We start from the raw sequence: 22,859 nt of genomic DNA on the forward strand, positions 1-22,859 counted from the left end.
AAATATCGAGGGCTGTCTTAAATGTAGAAATTTCTACGTTGGGGACAGCCTTTTCTTTTGTTTACAGCAGCGGAGGAAGCTGAATGGGAACTACACGGCGCTATTTGTGAGAATAGTGCTATTTCCATGCTCCAAAGGGAACCACAGGCTCTTATTTACCCTTGCATGATGTAATACGGCCTATTTCAGCAAAATAGCGGATCCTAGTTCCCACCAAGCTGTGAAATGACGGCTTTTGGACTAAATAGAGGACCATAGTTCGCACTACCACTAAGTTCATATGACCGCATGGATCAATGTTGGATTCGCGGAATAAAAACGTATTTTAGCCTATATATTAGGTTGGTAGTTACATTTTGTAACAATAAGAATGAGGAGTGATGGGCTTGAGAAGGTTTCGTAAACAAACAATTGCTTTTATCATCATAAGTTTGTACATGCTGGTATTTAGCGTTGTACATGCGGCTGCGGAGAGTCAAGATTACAAGGTTTATTTGAAATTGGACGGCATTGAAGGGGAGTCGCAAGCAAAAGGATACGAAAAGTGGATCGAGCTTCAGTCGTTTTCATTCGAGGTGCAAAATAATGCGACAGCAGCCAGTACGGCCAGCGGATCCGGTTCAGGGTCAAGTAAAGCAGAACAGAGTCCGATCGTTTTGAACAAAAATTTCGATTCCTCCTCAATTCCTTTGTTTCTGAGCTCAGTTTCGGGGAAATGGATCGAAAAAGGTCAACTTGTTTTCATACGTGCGAACAGCGAAGATAACCGACCGTCGATCATCATTGATTTAGAAAAAGTTAGAATAAACTCATTTCGAATGTTTGAAACGAATGAATCTGTTGAACTGAACTATGGATCGATAGCCATAAAATACAATATGATCGGCCCTAATGGGAAAGTCACTACGATAACGGGCGGCTGGGACTTCACGAAAAATCAGAAAAAATAAGTGAACATAGAAGCATATAATTGTAAAAAAGAAAGGGCTGTCTCGGAAGGTCTGAAAAGCCTTGTGGGGAGCCCTTTCTACTGTTTCACGTATCTGTACTTTTCCTCTCCGAGTCGATATAATTGGAATCATTTGTTAGGAGGACGCTTATGAACAATTCTATGAAAATAGGCATTTTACTTCTGGCAGCCGCGTTGCTAAGTACAGCTTGCACTGGAAAGTACAATTCAACAAACAAGATAGAAGCAGTAGATAGTCAAACAAAAGTCAATGCCTACACCATCATTGCAGACAAGCTGCATATACCATGGTCGATTCAATTCGACGGAGATACGATTTATGTGAGTGAACGTGAGGGCAATATTGTTAAAATCAATGATGGCTCCATAACACGTCAAAAGGTACGGCTCCGCAAACCGCTAAAGCTTGAAGGCGAAGGCGGGTTTCTAGGGATTCAACTTGCTCCGGACTTTTCCGAATCACGGCAGGCTTACGCCTATCATACTTATGAGGAGAAGGGGAAAACCCTCAATCGAGTCATTGTCCTGCAGGAGAAAAACGGCGCATGGGAAGAAACGAAATCACTGCTGGAGGGTATCCCTGGCGCTATTTACCACGATGGAGGCAGACTTGGGATCGGCCCTGACAAAATGTTATACATGACAACCGGTGACGCCACGCAAGACGCGCTTGCACAAGATGTGAATAGCACCGCGGGGAAAATCTTACGCATGACCCTTGATGGTAAAGTGCCTGCTGACAACCCGTTTCCGAAGTCTTACGTGTATACTTACGGGCATCGGAATCCGCAAGGTATTGCTTGGGACAAGCAGGGGCGTATGTTTAGCTCTGAACATGGTCCTTCAGGAGATCCTGGCGGGCATGATGAAATCAATCTGATTGAAAAAGGCCGCAATTACGGATGGCCAGTCATTATCGGTAACGCTAAAAAAGAGGGCATGGTAAGTCCGCTCTATCAAACTGGAGATATCGCTATTGCTCCATCAGGGATTTCCTTTGACGCTGAAGGGCAACTGCTGATTGCAGCATTGAAAGGCGAGAAGTTATACAGGTACAATCCAGGTGCAAATCTTTTGACCGTGAAGTTGGAAGGCGAAGGAAGACTTCGGGATGTCAAGGTTCACAATGGCAATATCTATGTGATAACGAACAATACGGACGGCAGAGGCAAGCCGTCGGCAAATGATGACCGGCTATTAATGCTTAAATAGCGTGTAATACGAAGCAAAAGGAAAATGAATAAACCTAATCCGCCCAGCTGCTGCTGTAAGGATTAGGTTTATTTGCGTTGCAGAGGTGTGAAGGTCAGTCGTACTTTTTGAAAACGAGTACGGCATTATGACCGCCGAATCCGAAAGAGCTGGATAAGCCGTATTGCAGTTCCGCTTTTCTTGCCACGAGGGGTACATAATCAAGGTCACAAGCTGGATCTGGATTTTCCAAATTGATGGTCGGCGGAATCAAGTTGTTCTGTAATGTTTTAATCAGCGCGACAGCTTCTACACCGCCAGCTGCGCCGAGCATATGCCCAAGCATGGACTTGTTCGCGCTGACCGGAACTTCATAAGCACGGCTGCCGAGCAGCCGCTTGATGGCAAGTGTCTCCGACAGATCACCGGCGGGCGTGCTCGTCGCATGCGCGTTGATCGTGTCGAGCTCCTCTACCGCCAGCTCGGCGTCGGAGAGCGCTTCGCGCATGGCTCGGTAAGCCCCCGAGCCTTCAGGATCGGTCGCCACAATGTGATAGGCGTCCGAGGTTGAGCCATAGCCGACGATCTCGGCATGGATACGGGCACCTCGGCGCTCGGCGTGCTCGAGCGACTCCAGCACGAGCACGCCGGCGCCTTCGGAGGCGACGAAGCCGTCGCGCTGCGCGTCGAACGGGCGGCTCGCTTTCTCCGGCGCATCGCTCCGCGTCGACAAGGCCGTTGCATTGCCGAACCCCGCCAGCGCCAGGTCGATGACCGTTGCTTCGGCGCCTCCGGCAATGACGGCATCTGCGCCTCCGCGCTGGATGAGCTTAAATGCCTCGCCAATGGCATTGTTGCCTGTGGCGCAGGCGGTGACCGGAGCGAGGGAAGGCCCCTTGGCTCCGAACAAAATGCTGACTTGTGCGGCCGCCATGTTGGCGATCATCATCGGCACGACCGTCGGACTCACGCGGCTGGGTCCGCGGGTCAGAAGTGTGCGGTAGTTGTCCAACATCGTTTGAATGCCTCCAATGCCGGAGCCGATATAGACCCCAACGCGCTCTTCATTGGTTTCGTCAATGGTTAACGCAGCATCGTCAAGCGCCTGCTTGGCTGCAGCTACAGCAAATTGCGTATAGCGATCCATTCGGCGCACATCCCGCCGACCAACGGCCGCTTCCGCATCAAAGTTGCGAACGACGCCGGCGATACTGGTTTTATAATCGGAAACATCCATATGATCTATTTTGGAAATCCCGGATGTACCGCTGATGAGATTTTCCCAAAATGTATTTACTTGATTGCCAATGGGGGTAATGACGCCCATACCGGTGATAACGACACGTTTCATATACTTATTACGCCTCCTAATCGGACTGAAGAAAGTTTAAGCAACTTCTTTTGTCAATAGAATGTCACATTTGTTATCCTATTACAAGTTACGGTTTATACTGGTATAATGACTTCTATGTTGCGATGTTAAGGAGGAAATGAAGTGAATACGAAGGAACGGCTGCAAGCACTTTCCGAGTTTTTAACTGCACATCGTGCAAGGCTTAAGCCCGGTGATGCAGGGCTTCTTGGCGGCAGCCGAAGACGCACGCCAGGCCTGCGGAGGGAAGAGGTAGCGGCGATAGCCGGTGTGAGCACAACCTGGTATACCTGGTTAGAGCAGGGAAGAGAAATAAAAATGTCGGTACAAGTGCTGGAAAGTATCGCCTCTGCTTTACAGTTAAACGAGGACGAACGTCAATATTTATTCATGCTGGCTCTCGAACAGCCTGCGCCAACTACGATTGTGGATCAAGCGCCGACGGTGTCCCCGGCTTTACTTAGAATTTTGGATGAACTTCATGATTGCCCGACCATCATTTCGGATCGCAGGTGTAATATTGTGGGCTGGAATCAAGCCGCGGCAGCCATATTTTTGGATTTTGCAATGATTCCGCTAGAAGAGAGGAATTTAATTTGGCTGCTTTTTACAAGAAAAGAATTAAAAGCATTGGCCGTTAACTGGCGAGATTTTGTGATGGGCTTCTTGGCGATATTTCGATCCTATTATGGACAATATGTAGGAGATAATTGGTACAGTGAGTTTATTGAGCGGATTAGTGCGGAGAATCCGGATTTTCGGACTTTTTGGAATCAGAGCGATGTGAGCAGTGCGCCCGAAGTGTTCATTGAATTTCGACATGCGAAGGTGGGGAAACTGCTTTTTGATTTGACTACCCTGCAAGTGCAGGGGAGGGCTGATTTAAGATGCAGTGTGTATACATCGTCCCCCGGTTCCGATACCGATTCAAAAGTAAAACTGCTGATGAGCAAAATTTAGTATAAAAAAAGGAACGCTGTAAAAGCGTTCCTTTTCATCATTTTTACGAGTGTGATAACTTTTTGTCTTCCCGTTCTAATGCTTTTTGCTGCTCTTTGGTAAATGTGCAGCGAAGCTTTGCTAATCCGGTGTGTTCGTTGACGTAAATGATTCTTACAATGCCATGGATGGATTTCAGCTGTTTGGTCCATTCTCTTGGATCGAACATGAACATCAACTCCTTTTGGAAACGCTTTATTCTATAGTCAATACTATGTGCAGAGGACAAGTTTCATGCCTGAGGTATGGAAATGATAAAAAAGTGGCATTATGGGAAGTAATGACATGATTGTTCGGCGGGTGATAGGTTGAAAATGGAAAAAGTTAATTCAGCAGTATGTTCGTATTGTGAGGCTTCAGCGACATTTCGGATCGGAAATGCCGAGTATGAACTTCATGCCTGCGATCGACATGAAGATTTTGCGTATAACGAGTTCGATTTCGTGAGTGGAGAGAACTCGTGGAGAATCATTTCAATGGCTTCTCACGGCTTTCCTGAGCGGGCGATAATATAACACAGGAGGGATTCCCATTCGGTTATTTCATTTGAGCTACATTCTTTTCTTTAGCGCGGTTCTGTTGGCAGGCATCATTGGAATCGCTTGGTTCGTTTTTCATCGCAGAAAAAGAAAAGCACGTTAATTAATTTATTGAAGTGCCCTTAAAAGATTGCCCCCATACTAAGTACACAAAAGAGCCTCCATCTCCACATCTTTAGTGGATCAGGAGGTTCTTTTGTATTCAGAGGTCCCGAATCATCGAATTCCCTTCATAAATCCCTGGATTTTTGGAGTTAAGAGGAAGAGAACGAGGCTGAGGACCAAAGCAATGACTCCAATTGTCCCAAAGTAGAGCATTTCCGAATCAGGCGTATAGAACTTCACGATCTGCGCATTGATGGCCTGTGCCGCGGCGTTCGATAAGAACCACAAGCTCATTGTTTGGGCTAAAAATGCAGCCGGGGCTAATTTAGTCGTAGCTGACAGACCCACAGGAGATAAGCATAGTTCCCCGAGCACCACAATGAAATAGCTGAGTACAAGCCATAAAGGGTTGACGAGGGATTCCTTGCCACCGAAGTAGGCGGGCACAAGAATGACAAGGAAGGATAAGCCGGCAAGCAGCAAGCCTAATGAAAATTTGGTAGGGATGGAAGGCTGACGATCTCCGAGCTTGACCCAAAACCACGCAAATATCGGCGCAAACACGATAATAAATAGCGGATTTAAGGATTGAAACCATGCCGGAGAAATATGTATGCCTGCAAAATCCAACTGTGTCCGCCGGTCCGCGTAATTGGCGAGAATGGTTGATCCTTGCTCTTCGATCGCCCAGAACATGACGGAGGCAATGAAAAGCGGGATATAGGCAATAATTCTGGAGCGCTCGATGCCGGTTGTTTTAGGACTTCTGTACATGACAATGAAATACAGAGTTGGAATTAGGATCCCTAACAAGCCTATGATGGCTTTAAATGTCTTAAAGGTGAGATAGCCTGTCGGAATCGTGACGGCAAGGATTGCGATGATGATGACAGCGCCTATTCCGATCCATGTCATCACCTTAGTTTTCTCAGACGGCGAGAGCGGGTTTACAACAAATGTACCGGCGAGTCCTAAGTTTTTTTTCTTTGTAAACATAAAAACGACTAAGCCTAGAAACATTCCGATCGCTGCTAATCCAAAACCGAGGTGAAAATTGTAGTTCATCCCGACGGTGCCGACGATCAAGGGGGCTAGAAAGCCTCCGAGGTTTATGCCCATATAGAAAATGCTAAATCCTGCATCGCGGCGCGCATCTTCTTCGCTATAAATTTCACCGACAATGCTGGATACATTAGGCTTCAGCATCCCGGTGCCCAGCACAATCAGGACCATAGAAACGAAAAACAACGCTACGCTCCCAGGCACAGCCAAGACGATATGGCCGAACATAATGAAAATACCGCCATACAGAACCGCTTTTGAAGTTCCGAAAATCCGATCGGACAGCCAGCCGCCGATAATGCCGGACATATAGACAAGCGAGCCATAAATCGACATAATCGCCAGAGCCGTATTTTCGGCAATTCCCAAACCGCCCTTGGATACCTCATAATACATATAGTAAACAAGTATTGCACGCATGCCATAATAGGAAAATCGTTCCCAAAATTCTGTAAAGAAGAGCGTGAACAACCCTTTCGGGTGGCCCAAGAAACCATGTTGCGGAACGCTTGATACAACCTGCTGCTTTTTATTGACATCGGACATGAAGCAATCTCCTTTATAGAAACTTGTTATGAGTCCACTGCTGTATCCCCTCAAGGTAGATTTCCCATGTAGATAAAGTTATAAACTTTTTTTACAATGAAAAAGGTACTTGCAAGTCCTTTTTTCAAATTCAAATTCGAACGAAGAGGTCATTCATGGTAAAATATGCTGCAGCCATTTTCATTACTATCGTCCTGGGTTTAGGCTCCAGGAGGTACTCCTATGTATTTCCTGATGTTATTTCCGAGAATGCCGGGGATATTCTTTGGGCAAGCATGGTTTATTTTGGATTTCGATTTATTTGGATGAAAAGAAAGTTAGCTTGGGCAGTAAGTCTCGGCGTCATTTTCTGCTTTGGTATTGAATTCAGTCAGTTGTACCAAGCGGAATGGATAGTAGATCTAAGAAGGACTGCCGTTGGATCGCTGGTTCTTGGAAGAGGTTTTTTGACAATTGATTTATTGCGTTACGTGATTGGCATTGCCATAGCATATGGCGTGGACAAGTACGTCTTTCAGCGCAGCAAGTATACAACTTCGCTTTGGAGATGATGGGATGGAAATCAAACATATAAAGAAAGAGCAAGCCTGGCAGCTGCGGCATGAAGTTATGTGGCCAGAACGTGATCTGACTTATGTTCAGCTTAGTGATGATGAGAAAGGTGTGCACTATGGCCTTGTAGAAGAAGGAGCGCTAATTTCCGTTGTCTCCTTATTCATAGACGGAGAGGAAGCACAATTTCGAAAATTCGCTACAAGGCTTTCCGATCAGGGCAAAGGCTATGGAAGCCGCCTGCTAACGCACATGCTTAAGGAGGCTTATCAAGCGGGTGTGAAACGGATTTATTGCAATGCGAGGAGCAACAAGGTCTCTTTTTATGAAAAATTCGGTCTTGCCAGTACAGATCTTCAATTTACTAAAGGCGGCAAAGATTATGTTGTGATGGAGCGTTTTTTCACGGCAGAACCTGATCAAGCCATGAACAGAAAGGAAAATTCTCATGTCTAATAAGCTATACTACAAATCTGCGTCCATAAGGGAATGGCAAACAACAATCAGCGAAGTTTTGGAACGAGAAGACGGGTATTACGTCATTCTGGAGGAAACCGCGTTTTATCCGCATGGGGGCGGACAGCCTTGTGATGAAGGTTCCATCAATGGCATTCCTGTTCTGGATGTTAGCAGTGAAGGGGAGACTGTGCTGCATAAAGTTGCAAGTTTACCAAGTAAAGGCGTTGCGGCCTGCAAGGTGGATTGGAATCGAAGGTTCGATCATATGCAGCAGCATAGCGGCCAACATCTGTTATCTGCCGTATGCCGCGACCTCTATCAAGCCCTGACCCTCTCATTTCACTTGGGGACGGATTATGCCACGATTGATGTTGAACAGCCGGAGCTGTCTTCGAGTCAATTAGCCGCCATCGAGACCGAAGTGAATCAGCAAATATACAAGAACCGCAGCATCGCGAGTTATTTCGTTACCGCAGAAGAGTTAGCCCAGTTGCCGCTTGTTAAGCAGCCCAAGGTGACCGAGAATATCCGAATCGTCGAAATCCAAGATGTCGAGTATAACGCGTGCGGAGGCACCCATGTTTCGTCAACAGGTGAAATTGGAATGATCAAGCTGCTGAAAGCGGAAAAGCAGAAAGGGAATACGCGAATTTACTTTAAATGCGGATACCGTGCGCTGGAGGAATTTAATGATAACCTAAAGATATTGGGTGCTTTGTCTCATAAATTCAACACGGGGAAAGATGAAATAATCGACCGAATTGAGAAGTGGGAGTTTGAGCAAAAAAAGCTTCAAGCCGAGTTAGCAGATTTAAAAGAGAAAAACGACGCTTATATGGTACAAGAACTTTTGTCCAGTCGGGAAGGTAACCTCATTGCACATGTGTTTGAAGAGAAATCTCTGAAAGATTTGCAGAGTCTGGCAGGCAAGCTAACGGCCGAAAGTAATCTCCCTGTACTGCTAGCTACTCTTACGGAGAATAAAGTTGTACTTGCGAATCATGATTCCTCCTTATCCTGTGGAGCATTTTTTAAAACGAACTTGGGAACCTACCAAGGTAAAGGCGGGGGAAGCGACAAGATCGCTCAAGCAGGATTCCCGTCTTGGGATGACGCTTCAGCTTTCTTTGAGTACTCTAAACTCCGGTTGAAAGAAGGCTGAGTAAAAGAGAACAGGCAGTTGATCCACTGTAGATCTTCTGCCTGTATGTGAGTTAATCTGCGGGAGCTTGCTGCTTCAGCCATAACGCTTCAAGTTCAGGGAGCAGCAGGACACTCTCCTGTTCATTCGGATCCGTTCTCGCCAGCAGAGCCGTGCAAGATTCCGTATCGCTCGGATTATAGGGGAGATGAGGCATGCCGGCAGGGATGTAGAGAAAATCGCCTTCTTCTACTTCCATATGCTGATCTAGCTTCTCCCCGTACCACATGGCGGATCTCCCTTTTAGCATGTAAATAGCTGTCTCGTGTGCTTGATGCAGGTGTGCTTTTGCTCTTTGGCCGGGTGGAATTGTCAATAGATGCATGCAAATTCCTTGTGAGTCAACGCTTTCCTTGGATATGGCTTCCGCATAATCAAAGCCTTGCTTGCCGTGATAAGTCCGTGATGAACGGATTAATCGACAAGTGCGTGTTGGCTCCATTTTCAAACACACCTCCTTATGATTCAAAATATTAGGATGCTATGAAAATCATGCAAAAAACCCTCATCTTGAATGCAGATGGGGGTTTTGATTATCATATTTAGAATGTGCGGCAAGGGAAGAAAGGTCTTGTATCCAATAAAGCGATGGCTAAGAGGTCAAACAGTACGAGCGGTATAATAAAAGGCAGAAAAGAGATTTGCGCCTGTTTTCCGTTTCTTATCGGTCTTAAATACACTTTATTGTTGTCTACTTTTACAATGGTTCCTTTGTAAGTCCCGTGTGCTGTTTTAATCATCACAACGCGATTGAGGTACTTATTGCAAATTCGATAGGAATCCGTTTTTTTCATCATGTAACCTCCTTTCTATCTGTCTTAAACTAGTATATGTTCGTCCGATAGAACTAGTGCGTTTGATTTGTAAAGAATGGGAGAAAGATCCAATAAGTATTTTCGTTCATAAATGATATAATCAACTAGCAAATCATTCACAATAAAATGACATGGCTAAGGAAGAGTCGATCGATATGTTAAATAGTCCAAAATCTAAAAGAGTAAAAAGCTCATTAAAAGTCACGATCATTTATGTGTTAGTTGGTAGTTTGTGGGTTATTCTATCCGATCGATTAATCAATATGCTGAAATTCTCTGAAGCTATTTCTGTAAATTCTTCAAAGGGACTTTTTTATGTGATTATCACAGCTTTCATCCTCTATTTTTGTTTGAAAAGATTGAAAAAGCAGCTTATTGAAAGCGAGGAACGTTACGGGATCCTAGTCGAACATTCACCAGAGCCGATCGTTGTTCACAGCGATGGGATCATTGTCTTCATTAATCCTGCCGGTGCAAGAGTACTTGGCGCGAATTGTCCCGAGGAGCTTATCGGCCAATCCGTCATCAATTTCGTTCATCCTGATTTTGTAGACATTTCGTTCGTACGAATGAAGCAAATCACAGTGGATAGGCAGCCTACGGAACCGATGGACCAGAAATTTTTGCGCATAGACCAGCACATCATTGATGTTGAAGTTAGAGAAGTACCTATTGTCTTTCTTGGCAAGCCAGCTGTGCAATTATTATGCAGAGATATTACGGAGCGTAAACGAGCCCAATGTCTCCTGGAAGAAAGGGAGCAAAGCTATAAGTCGCTTGTTGAGCACAATCCGGATGCTATTTTTACATTAGATTTAAAAGGAAATGTACAAACGGTTAATCCAGCAACTGAGAAGATTACCGGCTATGGGGAAGAAGAGTTTCAAAACCGGGTTTTTATCCCATTCCTTATTGAAGATGATCATGAAAAAGCATGGTGCCAGTTCGAAAAAGCGGTCATGGGCGAGGCCAACGACACGGAAATTACGCTCACCAATAAAGCAGGGAAAAATGTCGAATTAAACTTAAAAATGGTTCCGATTATTCTAAACGATAAAATTGATGGCGTTTACGGCATAGTGAAAGATATTACAGAACGCAAACGAACGGAAGAATTGTTGTTAAAATCCGAGAAACTTTCGATTGTGGGGCAGTTAGCGGCGGGTGTAGCCCATGAAATTCGAAACCCATTGACTTCACTCAGAGGATTTGTGCAATTATTACAGTCCAAAGTTGATAATTATCAGTACTATTTTCAAATTATGCTATCTGAATTAGATCGAATTAATGATATCGTTAGCGAGTTTATGGTGATTGCCAAACCGCAGGCAGTGAACTATGAGATGAAAGATATTCGGAAAATTGTAGATGATGTCATGTCGCTGCTTGACACGCAAGCCATATTGAATAATGTACAAATTCATACCGAGATTGCAGCCGGGATTCCAGCTATTAAATGCGAAGAGAATCAATTGAAACAGGTCTTTATTAATATTCTTAAAAATGCCATTGAAGCGATGCCGGATGGAGGTAATATCGTTATCGCATTGGAAACGGACGACAACAAGATCAGGATTCGTTTCATTGACGAAGGGTGTGGAATCTCAGAGGAACGTATCGTACTGTTAGGAGAACCCTTCTACACAACGAAGGAGAAAGGGACCGGTCTGGGATTAATGGTATGTCATAAAATCATAGAAGCGCACCGCGGCCATCTCGAAATCAAAAGTGTCATTGATAAGGGAACAACGGTTGAAATACTCTTGCCGATTTCAGCTAGCTGATCTCAAAATAATGAAAGGACTGCTCCTTAGTAGATGTACTACTATGGGGCAGTCCTTTTTGATTCGTAAAGATATTTACAAAATAATTAAATTCAAATAACAATGGACGAACAAAAACGAGATACAATACAACTAATCACTAATTAAAACAAATTATTTAATGAGTTTTATGTTGTTATTCTGAAAGGAGGGAGAATTTGGGCAAAGAATCAAATCATCAACGAATAATAGGCAGATTTCGAATTTTCACGTTACTGTTAGCCTGGACGCTTCTTCAGCCTCAAGCAGTCACGGCACACAACTCCTCCTATGGTTATTCTAATGTAACACTCACGGAAGTCGGTGTACGGTACGAGTTGTTACTTCTTCCAGATGAAATGCAACCGGTTCTCAATTTGGATCTCGATCAAGACGGTACAGTTACAATAGAAGAAGCCAATCAGAAGGAATCAGAATTGCAGAACTTCGTGGCGCGCTGGATGTCCGTCAAAGCGGATAATACCGAACTGCCGCCAAAGCTTGTGTCTATGGAGATGACGGAACGAGGCGTCGGGCTGCAGATGATCAAGTTGAACCTTGATTATGATTTTGGGAAGACAGTTAAGGAAGTGGCCATCAAGTATGACATCTTTGTCACAACTGAAAGTCCGACACACCACAACTTTGCCAGCATTGTATCTGTTGACGGCTCGACAAGAGAGTTTGTTTTTGACAAGGATCATCAAATTTTAAAGCTTAGGTTGAATCCAAATAGTCCGAAAGAAGCCGTCCAGAGGATCATTAAGTTCTCTCCGTGGATTCTGCTGATATTGCTGGTGACTACAGGAGCCTTTGTAATCGTTCTAGGATATTTGATAAGACTCAGAACAAAGAGGAGGAACCGATGATGGAAGTTGTTATTCCGGAGTGGCTATTTGATGCATGGACTTACATATGGTTTGGCATGGAGCACCTGTTCACAGGGTATGATCATCTGTTATTTCTCTTGGGTTTAGTTATCGTCCGCCTGAAATGGCGTGAATATTTGAAAATTGTCACATCCTTCACAGTCGGGCACAGTATTACGCTAGCATTGGCAGCGCTGGGCATCGTATCGATTCCCGGGACAATCATTGAACCTTTAATTGCATTAAGCATTGTGTTTGTCGCGGCAGAAAATGTGCTCCGCAAGCAGCATAAGTGGCGTTGGATGATAACAGCATTCTTCGGTCTTATTCACGGTTTCGGATTCGCAGGAGTGCTTGAAGGTCGGTTCACAGGAAATATTGCATGGCCGTTGTTTTCTTTCAATCTGGGGATTGAATTAGGACAGTTGGTCGTACTTTTTGCTCTTTTGCCGATTATCAATAAGATTGGACAAACCCGTTGGAACATCCAGACGGTTTATGGCGTATCAGGGATGATCGGCTTGTTCGGCATTTATTGGTTCATCGAGCGTGTGATATAGCGGATAGTGTAGAGCTTACTTTACACGCCTCCTTTACAAAATCGATAGATGTATTTAACATCCCACAAACAAAACAACAATAAACTACAATTAAACGTACATAAAAACAACTAATACATAATTAATTGACATGCTTTTTATTGTGTTTTTATGTGTAAGGGGGAGTGCCTATACCGAGCCATTCTGATACATGCTCCATCAAATCCGTTGTCAACCCGTAGCTGAGAATTCAAGTAGCATCAAAATTCAAGTATCAAAGGAGGATTTATTTTGTTGAATGCCAAGAAATTCGTATCTGCAATGATGGCATGCACTATCGCCTGTTCAGTTGTTTATTCTGCTGGAGCGGGCTTTGTTCCAGTCGCTATCGCCGCTGAGGCGGTCGGCGTACCGGTCGCTTCTGCACCTGCTGGCCGTTATGAACAATCCGTCAGTGTTTCGCTTAGCAGCATGACCTCAGGTGCTGAAATCTATTACACTTTGGATGGCACTATGCCTGACGAAACCAGCCTTAAATACAACGGAACGCCAATTGTCCTCTCGGATTCAACGAACATCTCCGTTATCGCTTTGAAAGACGGTATTTGGAGCAAACCTGCTACGTACGGCTATATCATCAAGACAACCGAGAAACCGCTGCTGAAATTCGCAGCTATGTCGGACATTCACATTGGTCCTGGTACAGATGAAGAAAATGCGAAGACTCGTGCACGGTACGCCAGCAACTTCGATGTGATTTCTTCCATATTCTCCAAACCCGATGCCATTCTTATCGCGGGCGATCTTATCAATGACAACGGAGACGGGAAAGGGCCGCATCATACTTTTGTGCGCAGTGTTTTCGAGGAACAAATGGCACGAAAAGGCTGGTCGGACATGCCCGTACAGATTGCTATCGGCAATCACGACGCCAGCGTAGCCGAAGTCAAACAATACTATCCTGCCGATTGGTTCACGAGCCAGTCGAACGGCTACTACGAGAAGTCAATCGGGGACTATTCGTTTTTCTTTATCAATGGGAACAATTACAACGGTGACACGGGACAAAGGAACTGGCTGAAGGGACGGCTCGCGGCGCTGACAGCTGATCCGGCGAATCTTAACAAGCCGATATTTATTACCTTGCACCACCCAGTCGCCAATACGGTCATGGACGGCCAGCAAGGATCTAACCAGAACCTGTATACGGATCTGAAGGATTATCCGCAAGTCATCGTCCTATCCGGCCACTCGCATTTGAACATTAACGACGATCGGTCGATCTATCAGAAAGATTTCACTTCGGTCAATCTAGGATCCATGTCGTATATTGAGACAGAGCATGGAAATTCTGCCGTAACAGAAGAAGGCTTAGCGGACGGAAGGTTCGAATTCCCTGTTAGTCAATCTCAATTCATTGAAGTTTATAAGGATCGCGTAGAGATTGAGCGAGTAGAGTACAACGGCGATCAAGGCTCCATTTATATTGGAGGAAAATGGCAAGGAGCTGGTGCCGGGCCACCGTACTCGAGCGCTGGTGCACTAGCGGGCAAGAAATGGGTCATAAAATTACAAGGAAATACGAAAGATGAAATTAAAAGCAATTTTACTTACACGCCGAGCAACCGCAACAAAACGGCGCCTCAATTCCCTGCGAATCCCGAGATTCAGATGGTACCTGGAGCGAATAACGTGCCGGTGCTCTCGTTCAGACAAGCCAAGGACGATCAGTCCATGCATCATTACGAGATCAACGTGTTAAACAAGCGAACCAGCGAAATCGTTAAATCTTACAGTGTGTTGTCCGATTATTACTTTTCGCCGATTCCGAACAAAATGAATATTCCCTTGACGGGACTAAATGCAGCTACCTCCTACGTCTTGACCATTACGGGAGTGGATGCCTACGGAAATAAAAGTTCACCTTTGCAGACTTTATTTAAAACCGACGGCACGGCACCGGAATTGACGCCAATCGACCCAACTACGATGTGGAATCAGCTCGTGTCCGACATGAAATTTGATGAAAATTTGACTGACAACGCCTCTGGGGTAACAGGTCTTGCTTCCAATAGCGGGAGTGTCACCTACGTCGAAGGAAAGTCGGGCAAGGCTGCCAGCATTGCGGCAGGCAACGGCAATTATATCGATCTGGGCAGCAGATCCGACTTAAATTTCGGAAATGGCAGCTTTACCGTATCGTTCTGGCATACGGGTAATTTGGCAGGCGATCAGACGGTCATTTCCAATAAAAACTGGAATTCCGGGAAAAATGCCGGCTGGTATATCGGCCCTGCAACTGCGAATAACATGACGCTTAATATGGCTGACGGCACGAACCGCATTGATTATTCAGCTGCCGGCGTAGGAACAGAATGGCACCACTTCACAATTTCTGTAGACAGGACAAGCAAGATGGCCACCACATATGTGGACGGTGTTATGAAGGCATCCAAGGACATATCCGCTCTAGGCACCTCCAGCATGGATACGCCTTATCACATCATCATCGGCGCAGACGGCAATAAAGGCAATGGCGGCGCAACCGTTACGATGGATGATTTAAAAATATGGAAGCGCGCCCTATCTGCCACGGAAGCCAAAGCGTTGTCCGATTCATACCAGTCGGCAACGTTGTACACGTTCGAACAGTTGAAGACACGAATCCAAGAGGCAGAACAATTTGTGGCAAAAGTCGCAGCTACTGCGGGCATGTCCGTTCCCGTGCAAACGAAAAATGAATTAGATGCTAAGCTTGCTGACGCAAAGCTCTTGACGGCAAACAACGATGCTATTTTAATCGATCAAGCCTATATTGATTTGATGTGGGCATTGCAAACGGCCAAGGACAACGTTGTATACACGTTCATTCCGAAAACGGCTTTTACGATCAACTCCTTCAGCTCTTATGCCGACAATGAGAGCGCGTTTGCAAGCAACATCCTTGACAACCAGGATACAACAATTTGGCATTCCAAATGGGAGGCTCCTGCTGCTCCTTTCCCGCATTCGGTCATTATCGACATGGCAAACACTTATAAGCTGAATGGCATTCAAAGAAAGAGCCGTCTCAGTCAAACCGCGATGGAGTTCCCTAAGACATTCGAATTATACGCTTCGGATAACTTGGCCGACTTAAGCGATCCTTCCTACTTGGGAGATTCCGCAAACAAGGCTTCGGGCACTTTCGGCAAGACTTGGGCAGGTACGTTGTATAAGGATTATGTCTCTTTAGACAAGCCTTTGCAGGGGCGTTATGTGAAATTCGTAGTTACTGGAACTTATAATACAGATACATCGAAAACCTTTACGAGCATGAGCGAAATTGACTTTACCGGTGAAGGCGTATCAAGCGAGAGCGCGGCGCTGTCGGATCTAAAAGTAAACGGAACTACCGTTAGCGATTTTGCTCCGGATAAAATGAACTACTCGGTGAACGTCCCGAATGACGTTACGGTTGCGAACGTGACCTATACGGCCGTTAATCCTGCAGCAGCCGTATCGGTAGAGGGCGGCAAGGATTTGGTGATCGGTGAAAATCCGGTTACCGTTACGGTTTCCACTCCAAGCGGCACCACGAATGTATATCGCATTGCGATAACCAGACAACCTGAATCAAGCACAGGTTCCACTGCGGCATTGAGTGGAGCCAATACAGTGGTTGCAGGACAATCGCTCGATCTTACTTTCGGGCTCAGAAATGTGACGGATAGCAATTATCAGAGCATTTATGCTCAGGATTTGACACTGAATTATGACCCGGCAAAATTCGATTTGAACGCGATTACTTCCACGAAGCCTGGATTTGGGGTCGTATCGCAAAAAGAAGTAGCGCCAGGTCGTGTACGAATCCTGGCCGCCAGCCAAGGGGCAATTTATGCGATTCATCCCAATGAAGACTCTTTGAAATTCTCGTTCATTGCCAAGTCATTGACCCAAGATACGGATACGGCAGTGTCTGTGTCTAATGTGGTAATCGCGAATAATTTGGGTGGCGAGTTGCAATTAACCGGGGCTTCCCGTGACGTGCTGGTTACTGCACAGGCGGATAAAACGGCATTAGCTGCCGCGATTCATTCCGCTCAGTCTAAACACGATGCTGCGGTAGAAGGAACGAATGTCGGTCAATATCCAGTCGGTGCAAAAGCGAATCTGCAGAATGCGATCAACACGGCATTATCTGTGGCCGCCGACCCGTCAGCAAGCCAGCAACAGGTCGATCAAGCCTTAATGGCATTGCATGCAGCCGTACTGGCATTCGATGCACTGGTTATAACCAACAATCCGGGAGACATGAACGGAGATGGTCGTATCAGCATAGGAGACTTGGCTAGAGTAGCGGCCGCCTATGGGAAGAACTCCTCCGATTCGGATTGGACTCAATATCAACTTGCTGATATCAACCATGACAACAAGATTGATGTTCTCGATCTCGCGGCAATCGCAAAATTAATTTTAGAATGATGAAGTAGAAGAGAAAGGTGAAACTAAGCCGTTGTCAATCATGCTCATGTTTGGGCATGTTGACAGCGGCTTTTTGCCGTTCTCGGAACCGTCTTACTTTCATCAAATTGCCGCACATTTTGTCATCACAGTATTTCTTGGAGCGATTGCGCGTAGCATCAACATACACCCATAAGCAATTCGGATTATCACAAATACGTATACGGGAGGGTTCGCCCTCAGCGATCTGCTGTGCCATAGAGGCTGCAATTTCAGCGCGAATATGTGTCCATTGCCGATTTACACCTTGCCATTGCAGTTGATACTGGTTCTGGCTAATGGCAAGACGGCGGATAACCGGACCTAGAGCCATGATGGAATTGAGGGCTTCAACATCTTCTTCTCTCGGCAAGGAATTCTCAACGTATTGTGTTACGATCCGATGCAAAAGTGTTCTTAAATCCTTTAAATCTTGTAATTCCTTTGAATTAGGAGGCTGATCTGCGGATAGATGCTGATCCTTCAACCATTGCTCCAGCCATTCAGGTTTATCGAGGCGATCGTCAATCGCTCCGTCACCTTTCCAATCATGATGCAAGCTATTTATAAAATCATCCCAAAGCATAACGTGCCCCTCGTTCTTTTTTATCTTATAGTGTAACACCTTAAAAATAAGTTTGCTAGTTACTTGACTGTCAAATCATTCCATGCTAAAGTACTGATGTAACTTGTTAATTATATTTAGGTAGTTACATTACGATATTAGGAGGCTTTGCGATGAATAAAATCGAGCTTTTGCTTCATGGTTGGGATAGCTGCTATGAGAAAGAAGACTGGTATCCGCCGCTGACGGATGCACTCAAAGGACTGACTGCGGAGCAAGCCAACTGGCGGCCAGACGGCGAGCATGTGAATGCGATTTGGGAAAATGTCCATCATTTAATTTTTTATAAAGAGCGTTTGTTGAACAGAATGACTGCCATAGAGTCCGAATATCCGGATTTAAGCAATGACGATACGTTCGTAGTCGAATCTGCTTCGAGTAAGGATTGGGAAGAAACTTTAGCTCGGTTGCAAACTGTTCATCGAGGAATCCGGGATCGGATGGCCAAATGGGAGGATAACGACTTCGAGCATGTATATCCTAATCGGACGCAATCCGTTGGGCGTTGGGTGAACAGCCTGATCCTGCATGATGCTTATCATACAGGTCAGATTATGTTCATCCGTAAGATGCAAGGATCTTGGCCTTCCCGTCGTTCCTTTGACTAGAATGGCAAGGGAAAATAATTGAAATGGATGTTCTGCTTCTCACCCTGTGCCTGGTTCAACGCTAAAGTTGAGCAGGGCACAGGTTTTCTTTTGCCTAGAAGCATTCATATAGAGGGATTAGAAGATTAATTTCGAATAGAGAAAATAACTGATTATAAGGAGGTTCTCATACACATGACACTCGACATACATTTGACCAAATCTTCACCTGAGCAGCAGGGGATGAATGGACTTAAATTACAACAAGCCTTTCAGCTGGTGGCGCGTGAAATAGAAGTTGGTGAAATTCCCGGCGGCGTGGCACTCGTTGGCCGAAATAATTCCATCGTTGGAACTTATGCCTTCGGCCATTCCATTATTTCTGAGGAAACAAAATTGAAAGTTTCGGAGGATACGATCTATGATTGTGCTTCCCTGACGAAAGTGATAGCGACATTGCCGCTGATTTTACAGCTGATCGATCGCGGCGAGTTACGGCTCAGGGATCCTATTTCCCGTTATTTCCCCGAATTCTCGGCGAATGGAAAGGGGGAGGTGACGGTGAGGCATGTGTTGACGCACACCTCCGGATTTAAAGCTTATAAGGATTTGCACTCGCATGGATGGACACCCGATCAGATCAAGGCAGCTGTGTTAGGGGAGAGTTTGTCCGATCCTTGCGGCGATGGTTATATGTACAGTGATTTTAATTACATCATTCTTGGGGAAATCGCTGCATTGCTGTTTGGCATGCCTCTCGATGAGGCAGCACGCCGCTTTGTGTTTGAGCCGCTTGGGATGCGCGATACAGGTTATCGCCCAGCGGCGGCATTAAAGCCGCGAATCGCAGCAACCGAGTTCATGAGCGGCGCCTATCGCTGGGGCGAGGTTCACGATGAGAACGCATGGGCGATGGGAGGTGTCAGCGGTCATGCGGGAGTGTTCTCGACGGCGGAAGATGTGGCAAAATATGCGGCGATGTGGCTGAACAACGGGAAGCGCGCCGACGGCTTCCAGGTGCTGTCAGGTGCGTCAATTGCTGCTGCGACGCGCAGTTATACGGAAGGCAAGGCGAATGCAAACCGTGGCCTTGGTTGGGTACTGAAGGGGGATGTTTGGGATGCTTCCGGCGATTTATTTTCACCCTTAAGCTATGGCCACACGGGTTTCACGGGAACAAGCATATGGATGGACCCCGAGAGCAGCGTTTTCGCGGTACTGCTGACTAACCGGGTGCACTTTGGTCGGGAGAAGTCCGTTGTCCGTCTGCGCGATTGCTTTCACAATGCAGTGGCTGCATCCGTCGAGAGATGAAGCTGGAAAACATACAATGGGAAGTGGAACCGCTTCATTGTTCTGGGATGGACGCGTCTCGCTGCGAAAACCTGTCAAACGCCATTAGAGGTGTGTGGCGGGTTTTCTTTTTTTTGAGCTTTATGAAACTGGTAAATCATACCTGACATAACTGAAATGTGACGTAAATACTTTAATAGAACTACGACCATTTACTTATAAAGCAGACAGAGAGGGGGATTTACTTGAAGCCAACAGGGATTGTTCGCAAGGTTGACCAACTTGGTCGTATTGTTTTACCGATTGAAATGAGGCGCCTGCTAAATATTGGATGGAATGATGAAGTGAACATTTATTTTGAGGAGGGAAGAGTTACCATAGCAAAAAGCGAGATGAACTGCTTGTTTTGCGGGAGTGAGAGTGAAACGTATTTCTTTAAAAGAAAATTGGTATGTAAGTCTTGTATTCAGGAGCTGCCGAATGTAACATCCATCGAACAGTGATATGGAATAGGATCGAGTGAAGTATGATGAGGTAAAAATAAATTAAGTTTTGTTGGCGTTTACAAATAGGGGATCCAAAAAGAATTATAGTTGATAGGGAAATGGGAATGTTTTACCCTATTACACAGAGACCTATATAAGCTGCTCGTTCGAGTCAATTCAAGGGGGAAGTCATGCAAGATCAACTAGATGAGTTAGTTCGTAATTATTTCGAGGATGCTGTCTATGAAATAGCTTCCGTTCCATTTGGACTGACCAATGTAACCAAAATAGTAAAAATGAACGAGAAAAGATATGTGCTCCGTATGTATAACCGTTATATGAAACACATAAGGGGCATTGCATTGGAAGCCAGAATCACGTCATTTTTAACACAAAGCTATCTTTCCTTTCAAGTGCCGGTATTTCAGCAAACTTTAACGGGAAATGATTTTGTTCAATTATCAGACGGGACGTTAGGGGCTATAATATCCTTTCTAGAAGGGGATAATCACGAATTAATCAGCTTACAGGATGCGGCTGAAATTGGACGTGTCGTTGGCGAAATCACGTATGCACTTAGTCAATTCGATATAGGTCAAATGGATTATCTCGGCATTTCATTTTTGGATATGTATAAGCTTCATCCATTAGCCAGTCGTGGTGCTGTAGCAGCTTTTATTGAAAGCCCGCCGTTTCATATACCAGAAACTAGTCTGTGTTTTTATAAGGAAACGGTCCAGTTGGTAGAAAAAAACGTCCACCTATTAAAAAAGCTGCCTGAACAGCTTGTTCATCACGATTTACTAATATTCAATTTATTATCGCAGAACAAACGAATTTGCGGTGTTCTTGATTTTGACTTTGTATCGCTGGATATCAGCTTTATGGAATTTGCTATTTGTTTGAATCATCTGCTGCAGATGACGAATGGTTCAATGGAGATGATGGAAGCATTCGTTAAGAGTTATTCCGGCTATAGGAAACACAATTTGCAAGAATTAGAACAACTGCAAACTCTGACACAAATCTATCATCTTGCTGTTCTTCATTTTTATATCGGTCAGCATCATGGTGGAGATGACATTCAACAGAACTTCAATTACATTCTTAATCAATTGTTGACAAGGGATGCATGGTTGGTCAAGCATAACAAGGACGTACAACAGATGCTGATGACATATTTGATTGATTAAAGAAAAGCGACAAAAAAAAGGGCCACCCGCAAGTAGATAAACTACTTAGGGGCAGCCCTTATTTTTACCAGGCGTAAGCCCGTGGTGCATCTCCACCAGGACCTGGAAAGATTTCATCTAACTTCTTCAACGTGGATTCATCCAACTTGATGTCAACCACTCTTAACGTATTTTCGAATTGTTCCAGCGTCCGCGGTCCAATGATCGGTGCCGTCATGGCAGGATGGATGAGGGTCCATGCCAAAGCCACATTCGCTTCGCTCTCGCCAAGCTCTTTGCATAACGCAGAGAAAGCTTCTAGCTTCGTGCGATGCTTTTCTACGCGTTCTGGGTTGCTCGCACGTTTGGAGCCTGCAACAGGATTGAGCGCATTGCCCCCCAGCAGACCGCCGTCGAGCGGGCTCCAAGCGATAACGCCAATGCCAAGTTCTTCAGCTGCCGGCAGCACTTCAAGCTCTGGCAATCTGCACAGCAAGCTGTATTTATGCTGCTCGGACACAAGACCCAACAGATGACGGGATTTGGCTTCATACTGTGCTTTCACCAGATCACGCCCTGCAAAGTTGCTGGAGCCGACATAGCCAATTTTCCCTTGGTATACGGGAACTTGAAAAGCTTCCCAGAGTTCGTCCCACGATACGTTCCGATCTACGTGATGCATCTGGTAAAGCTCGATATGATCCGTCTGGAGACGGCGTAAGGAAGCGTCCAGGTGACGGCGAAGCTTGTAAGCGGATAACCCGCCTTCACGATTAGGACCGTCGTTCTTATCATGCATATCGCCATAGAATTTCGTAGCGATAACGGTTTTCTCACGGCGGCCGCCGCCTTGGGCAAACCATCGACCGATGATTTCTTCGGTACGTCCCGCATTTTCGCCCCAACCGTAAATATTAGCTGTATCAAAGAAGTTGATCCCGGCATCCAAAGCAGCATCCATGATGCGGAATGCTTCTTGTTCATTCGTGTCTACGCCAAAATTCATCGTTCCCAAGCACAATTGACTGACTTTTAAGCCTGATCGTCCCAAATAACTGTATTTCATCGTAATCTCCTCCAAAAACGTTAATGTAGGGCATAGCTTGTTCTTTTACACCAATCCCATCATACTAGATTCGCTGACGATGCAAAAGTACGCACTTTTCCTTTATTTAGTAGACGGAGGGTTACCTA

At 45.4% G+C, this 22,859-nt stretch carries 21 protein-coding genes; 14 read left to right on the forward strand and 7 right to left on the reverse strand.

What is annotated here, in order from left to right:
- The first annotated feature begins 386 nt into the window (after window positions 1-386).
- Entirely contained in the window at window positions 387-950 is a 564-nt protein-coding gene (locus tag J2Z65_RS17845) for an Hcp family type VI secretion system effector (RefSeq protein ID WP_167057857.1), read from the forward strand.
- A gap of 149 nt (window positions 951-1,099) precedes the next feature.
- Entirely contained in the window at window positions 1,100-2,182 is a 1,083-nt protein-coding gene (locus J2Z65_RS17850) for a PQQ-dependent sugar dehydrogenase (protein WP_240159687.1), read from the forward strand.
- A 94-nt stretch (window positions 2,183-2,276) separates the two neighbouring features.
- Here J2Z65_RS17850 and fabF read toward each other — a convergent pair whose 3' ends face one another.
- The gene (gene fabF / locus J2Z65_RS17855) at window positions 2,277-3,512 is read right to left on the reverse strand and encodes a beta-ketoacyl-ACP synthase II (protein ID WP_167057855.1); all 1,236 of its coding nucleotides are present in this window, start codon (window positions 3,510-3,512) and stop codon (window positions 2,277-2,279) included.
- Window positions 3,513-3,656: 144 nt separating this feature from the next.
- On the opposite strand from fabF, the gene J2Z65_RS17860 reads away from it, so the two are divergent.
- Window positions 3,657-4,493, forward strand: a complete 837-nt coding sequence (locus J2Z65_RS17860; protein WP_167057853.1) for an MmyB family transcriptional regulator — start codon at window positions 3,657-3,659, stop codon at window positions 4,491-4,493.
- A 43-nt stretch (window positions 4,494-4,536) separates the two neighbouring features.
- Here J2Z65_RS17860 and J2Z65_RS17865 read toward each other — a convergent pair whose 3' ends face one another.
- On the reverse strand, window positions 4,537-4,701 hold the full coding sequence (locus J2Z65_RS17865; protein ID WP_161411725.1) for a hypothetical protein: 165 nt from the start codon (window positions 4,699-4,701) through the stop codon (window positions 4,537-4,539).
- Between the two features lie 586 nt (window positions 4,702-5,287).
- Window positions 5,288-6,784 (reverse strand): peptide MFS transporter, encoded by a 1,497-nt coding sequence (locus J2Z65_RS17870; protein ID WP_167057850.1) that lies wholly within the window; start codon window positions 6,782-6,784, stop codon window positions 5,288-5,290.
- Between the two features lie 155 nt (window positions 6,785-6,939).
- On the opposite strand from J2Z65_RS17870, the gene J2Z65_RS17875 reads away from it, so the two are divergent.
- The 3 genes from J2Z65_RS17875 to J2Z65_RS17885 are packed head-to-tail and all read left to right on the forward strand — an operon-like array spanning window position 6,940 to window position 8,957.
- A complete protein-coding gene (locus J2Z65_RS17875; RefSeq protein WP_167057848.1) occupies window positions 6,940-7,335 on the forward strand; it encodes a ribosomal maturation YjgA family protein in 396 nt (131 codons plus the stop codon).
- A gap of 4 nt (window positions 7,336-7,339) precedes the next feature.
- Window positions 7,340-7,792: a GNAT family N-acetyltransferase gene (locus J2Z65_RS17880; RefSeq protein WP_193580917.1), complete on the forward strand. Its 453-nt coding sequence runs from the start codon at window positions 7,340-7,342 to the stop codon at window positions 7,790-7,792.
- Window positions 7,785-8,957, forward strand: a complete 1,173-nt coding sequence (locus J2Z65_RS17885) for an alanyl-tRNA editing protein (RefSeq protein WP_167057845.1) — start codon at window positions 7,785-7,787, stop codon at window positions 8,955-8,957. Before J2Z65_RS17880 ends, J2Z65_RS17885 begins: the two co-directional genes overlap by 8 nt.
- A 52-nt stretch (window positions 8,958-9,009) precedes the next feature.
- On the opposite strand, the gene J2Z65_RS17890 is transcribed toward J2Z65_RS17885, so the two are convergent.
- A complete protein-coding gene (locus tag J2Z65_RS17890) occupies window positions 9,010-9,438 on the reverse strand; it encodes a cupin domain-containing protein (RefSeq protein WP_167057843.1) in 429 nt (142 codons plus the stop codon).
- Window positions 9,439-9,538: 100 nt separating this feature from the next.
- Entirely contained in the window at window positions 9,539-9,793 is a 255-nt protein-coding gene (locus tag J2Z65_RS17895) for a hypothetical protein (protein WP_338111677.1), read from the reverse strand.
- A 173-nt stretch (window positions 9,794-9,966) separates the two neighbouring features.
- On the opposite strand from J2Z65_RS17895, the gene J2Z65_RS17900 reads away from it, so the two are divergent.
- The 4 genes from J2Z65_RS17900 to J2Z65_RS17915 all read left to right on the forward strand — a co-directional run bounded on the left by J2Z65_RS17900 (window position 9,967) and on the right by J2Z65_RS17915 (window position 17,485).
- Window positions 9,967-11,595 carry a PAS domain-containing sensor histidine kinase gene (locus tag J2Z65_RS17900; protein ID WP_167057841.1) on the forward strand — a complete coding sequence of 543 codons (1,629 nt, stop codon included), beginning with the start codon at window positions 9,967-9,969 and terminating at the stop codon, window positions 11,593-11,595.
- 197 nt (window positions 11,596-11,792) lie between these two features.
- Entirely contained in the window at window positions 11,793-12,482 is a 690-nt protein-coding gene (locus tag J2Z65_RS17905; RefSeq protein ID WP_167057838.1) for a hypothetical protein, read from the forward strand.
- Window positions 12,479-13,042, forward strand: a complete 564-nt coding sequence (locus J2Z65_RS17910) for a HupE/UreJ family protein (protein ID WP_167057836.1) — start codon at window positions 12,479-12,481, stop codon at window positions 13,040-13,042. The genes J2Z65_RS17905 and J2Z65_RS17910 overlap by 4 nt, the downstream gene beginning before the upstream one ends.
- A gap of 273 nt (window positions 13,043-13,315) precedes the next feature.
- Window positions 13,316-17,485 (forward strand): LamG-like jellyroll fold domain-containing protein, encoded by a 4,170-nt coding sequence (locus J2Z65_RS17915; RefSeq protein WP_167057834.1) that lies wholly within the window; start codon window positions 13,316-13,318, stop codon window positions 17,483-17,485.
- A 34-nt stretch (window positions 17,486-17,519) separates the two neighbouring features.
- On the opposite strand, the gene J2Z65_RS17920 is transcribed toward J2Z65_RS17915, so the two are convergent.
- Complete coding sequence (locus J2Z65_RS17920) at window positions 17,520-18,089, reverse strand: CGNR zinc finger domain-containing protein (protein WP_167057831.1); 570 nt, start codon at window positions 18,087-18,089, stop codon at window positions 17,520-17,522.
- Window positions 18,090-18,241: 152 nt separating this feature from the next.
- Here J2Z65_RS17920 and J2Z65_RS17925 point away from each other — a divergent pair, with 152 nt between their 5' ends.
- The 4 genes from J2Z65_RS17925 to J2Z65_RS17940 all read left to right on the forward strand — a co-directional run bounded on the left by J2Z65_RS17925 (window position 18,242) and on the right by J2Z65_RS17940 (window position 21,686).
- Window positions 18,242-18,736: a DinB family protein gene (locus J2Z65_RS17925; RefSeq protein ID WP_167057829.1), complete on the forward strand. Its 495-nt coding sequence runs from the start codon at window positions 18,242-18,244 to the stop codon at window positions 18,734-18,736.
- A 174-nt stretch (window positions 18,737-18,910) separates the two neighbouring features.
- Entirely contained in the window at window positions 18,911-20,029 is a 1,119-nt protein-coding gene (locus J2Z65_RS17930) for a serine hydrolase domain-containing protein (RefSeq protein ID WP_167057826.1), read from the forward strand.
- A 224-nt stretch (window positions 20,030-20,253) separates the two neighbouring features.
- Window positions 20,254-20,511 carry an AbrB/MazE/SpoVT family DNA-binding domain-containing protein gene (locus J2Z65_RS17935; protein WP_167057824.1) on the forward strand — a complete coding sequence of 86 codons (258 nt, stop codon included), beginning with the start codon at window positions 20,254-20,256 and terminating at the stop codon, window positions 20,509-20,511.
- A 173-nt stretch (window positions 20,512-20,684) separates the two neighbouring features.
- Window positions 20,685-21,686 carry a phosphotransferase gene (locus J2Z65_RS17940; protein ID WP_167057821.1) on the forward strand — a complete coding sequence of 334 codons (1,002 nt, stop codon included), beginning with the start codon at window positions 20,685-20,687 and terminating at the stop codon, window positions 21,684-21,686.
- A 64-nt stretch (window positions 21,687-21,750) separates the two neighbouring features.
- Here J2Z65_RS17940 and J2Z65_RS17945 read toward each other — a convergent pair whose 3' ends face one another.
- On the reverse strand, window positions 21,751-22,731 hold the full coding sequence (locus J2Z65_RS17945; protein ID WP_167057819.1) for an aldo/keto reductase: 981 nt from the start codon (window positions 22,729-22,731) through the stop codon (window positions 21,751-21,753).
- Window positions 22,732-22,859: the final 128 nt, after the last annotated feature.

Origin of the sequence: Paenibacillus aceris, assembly GCF_017874035.1 — a bacterium.
Taxonomy (GTDB): Bacteria; Bacillota; Bacilli; order Paenibacillales; family NBRC-103111; genus Paenibacillus_E; species Paenibacillus_E aceris.

Excerpts from the sequence above, each read along its gene's own strand:
- J2Z65_RS17850 (WP_240159687.1), top strand. The coding sequence starts at position 1,100 with ATGAACAATTCTATGAAAATAGGCATTTTACTTCTGGCAGCCGCGTTG.
- fabF (WP_167057855.1), bottom strand. The coding sequence starts at position 3,512 with ATGAAACGTGTCGTTATCACCGGTATGGGCGTCATTACCCCCATTGGC.
- J2Z65_RS17865 (WP_161411725.1), bottom strand. The coding sequence starts at position 4,701 with ATGTTCGATCCAAGAGAATGGACCAAACAGCTGAAATCCATCCATGGC.
- J2Z65_RS17870 (WP_167057850.1), bottom strand. The coding sequence starts at position 6,784 with ATGTCCGATGTCAATAAAAAGCAGCAGGTTGTATCAAGCGTTCCGCAA.
- J2Z65_RS17875 (WP_167057848.1), top strand. The coding sequence starts at position 6,940 with ATGGTAAAATATGCTGCAGCCATTTTCATTACTATCGTCCTGGGTTTA.
- J2Z65_RS17880 (WP_193580917.1), top strand. The coding sequence starts at position 7,340 with ATGGAAATCAAACATATAAAGAAAGAGCAAGCCTGGCAGCTGCGGCAT.
- J2Z65_RS17885 (WP_167057845.1), top strand. The coding sequence starts at position 7,785 with ATGTCTAATAAGCTATACTACAAATCTGCGTCCATAAGGGAATGGCAA.
- J2Z65_RS17890 (WP_167057843.1), bottom strand. The coding sequence starts at position 9,438 with ATGGAGCCAACACGCACTTGTCGATTAATCCGTTCATCACGGACTTAT.
- J2Z65_RS17895 (WP_338111677.1), bottom strand. The coding sequence starts at position 9,793 with ATGATGAAAAAAACGGATTCCTATCGAATTTGCAATAAGTACCTCAAT.
- J2Z65_RS17900 (WP_167057841.1), top strand. The coding sequence starts at position 9,967 with ATGTTAAATAGTCCAAAATCTAAAAGAGTAAAAAGCTCATTAAAAGTC.
- J2Z65_RS17910 (WP_167057836.1), top strand. The coding sequence starts at position 12,479 with ATGATGGAAGTTGTTATTCCGGAGTGGCTATTTGATGCATGGACTTAC.
- J2Z65_RS17920 (WP_167057831.1), bottom strand. The coding sequence starts at position 18,089 with ATGCTTTGGGATGATTTTATAAATAGCTTGCATCATGATTGGAAAGGT.
- J2Z65_RS17925 (WP_167057829.1), top strand. The coding sequence starts at position 18,242 with ATGAATAAAATCGAGCTTTTGCTTCATGGTTGGGATAGCTGCTATGAG.
- J2Z65_RS17930 (WP_167057826.1), top strand. The coding sequence starts at position 18,911 with ATGACACTCGACATACATTTGACCAAATCTTCACCTGAGCAGCAGGGG.
- J2Z65_RS17940 (WP_167057821.1), top strand. The coding sequence starts at position 20,685 with ATGCAAGATCAACTAGATGAGTTAGTTCGTAATTATTTCGAGGATGCT.
- J2Z65_RS17945 (WP_167057819.1), bottom strand. The coding sequence starts at position 22,731 with ATGAAATACAGTTATTTGGGACGATCAGGCTTAAAAGTCAGTCAATTG.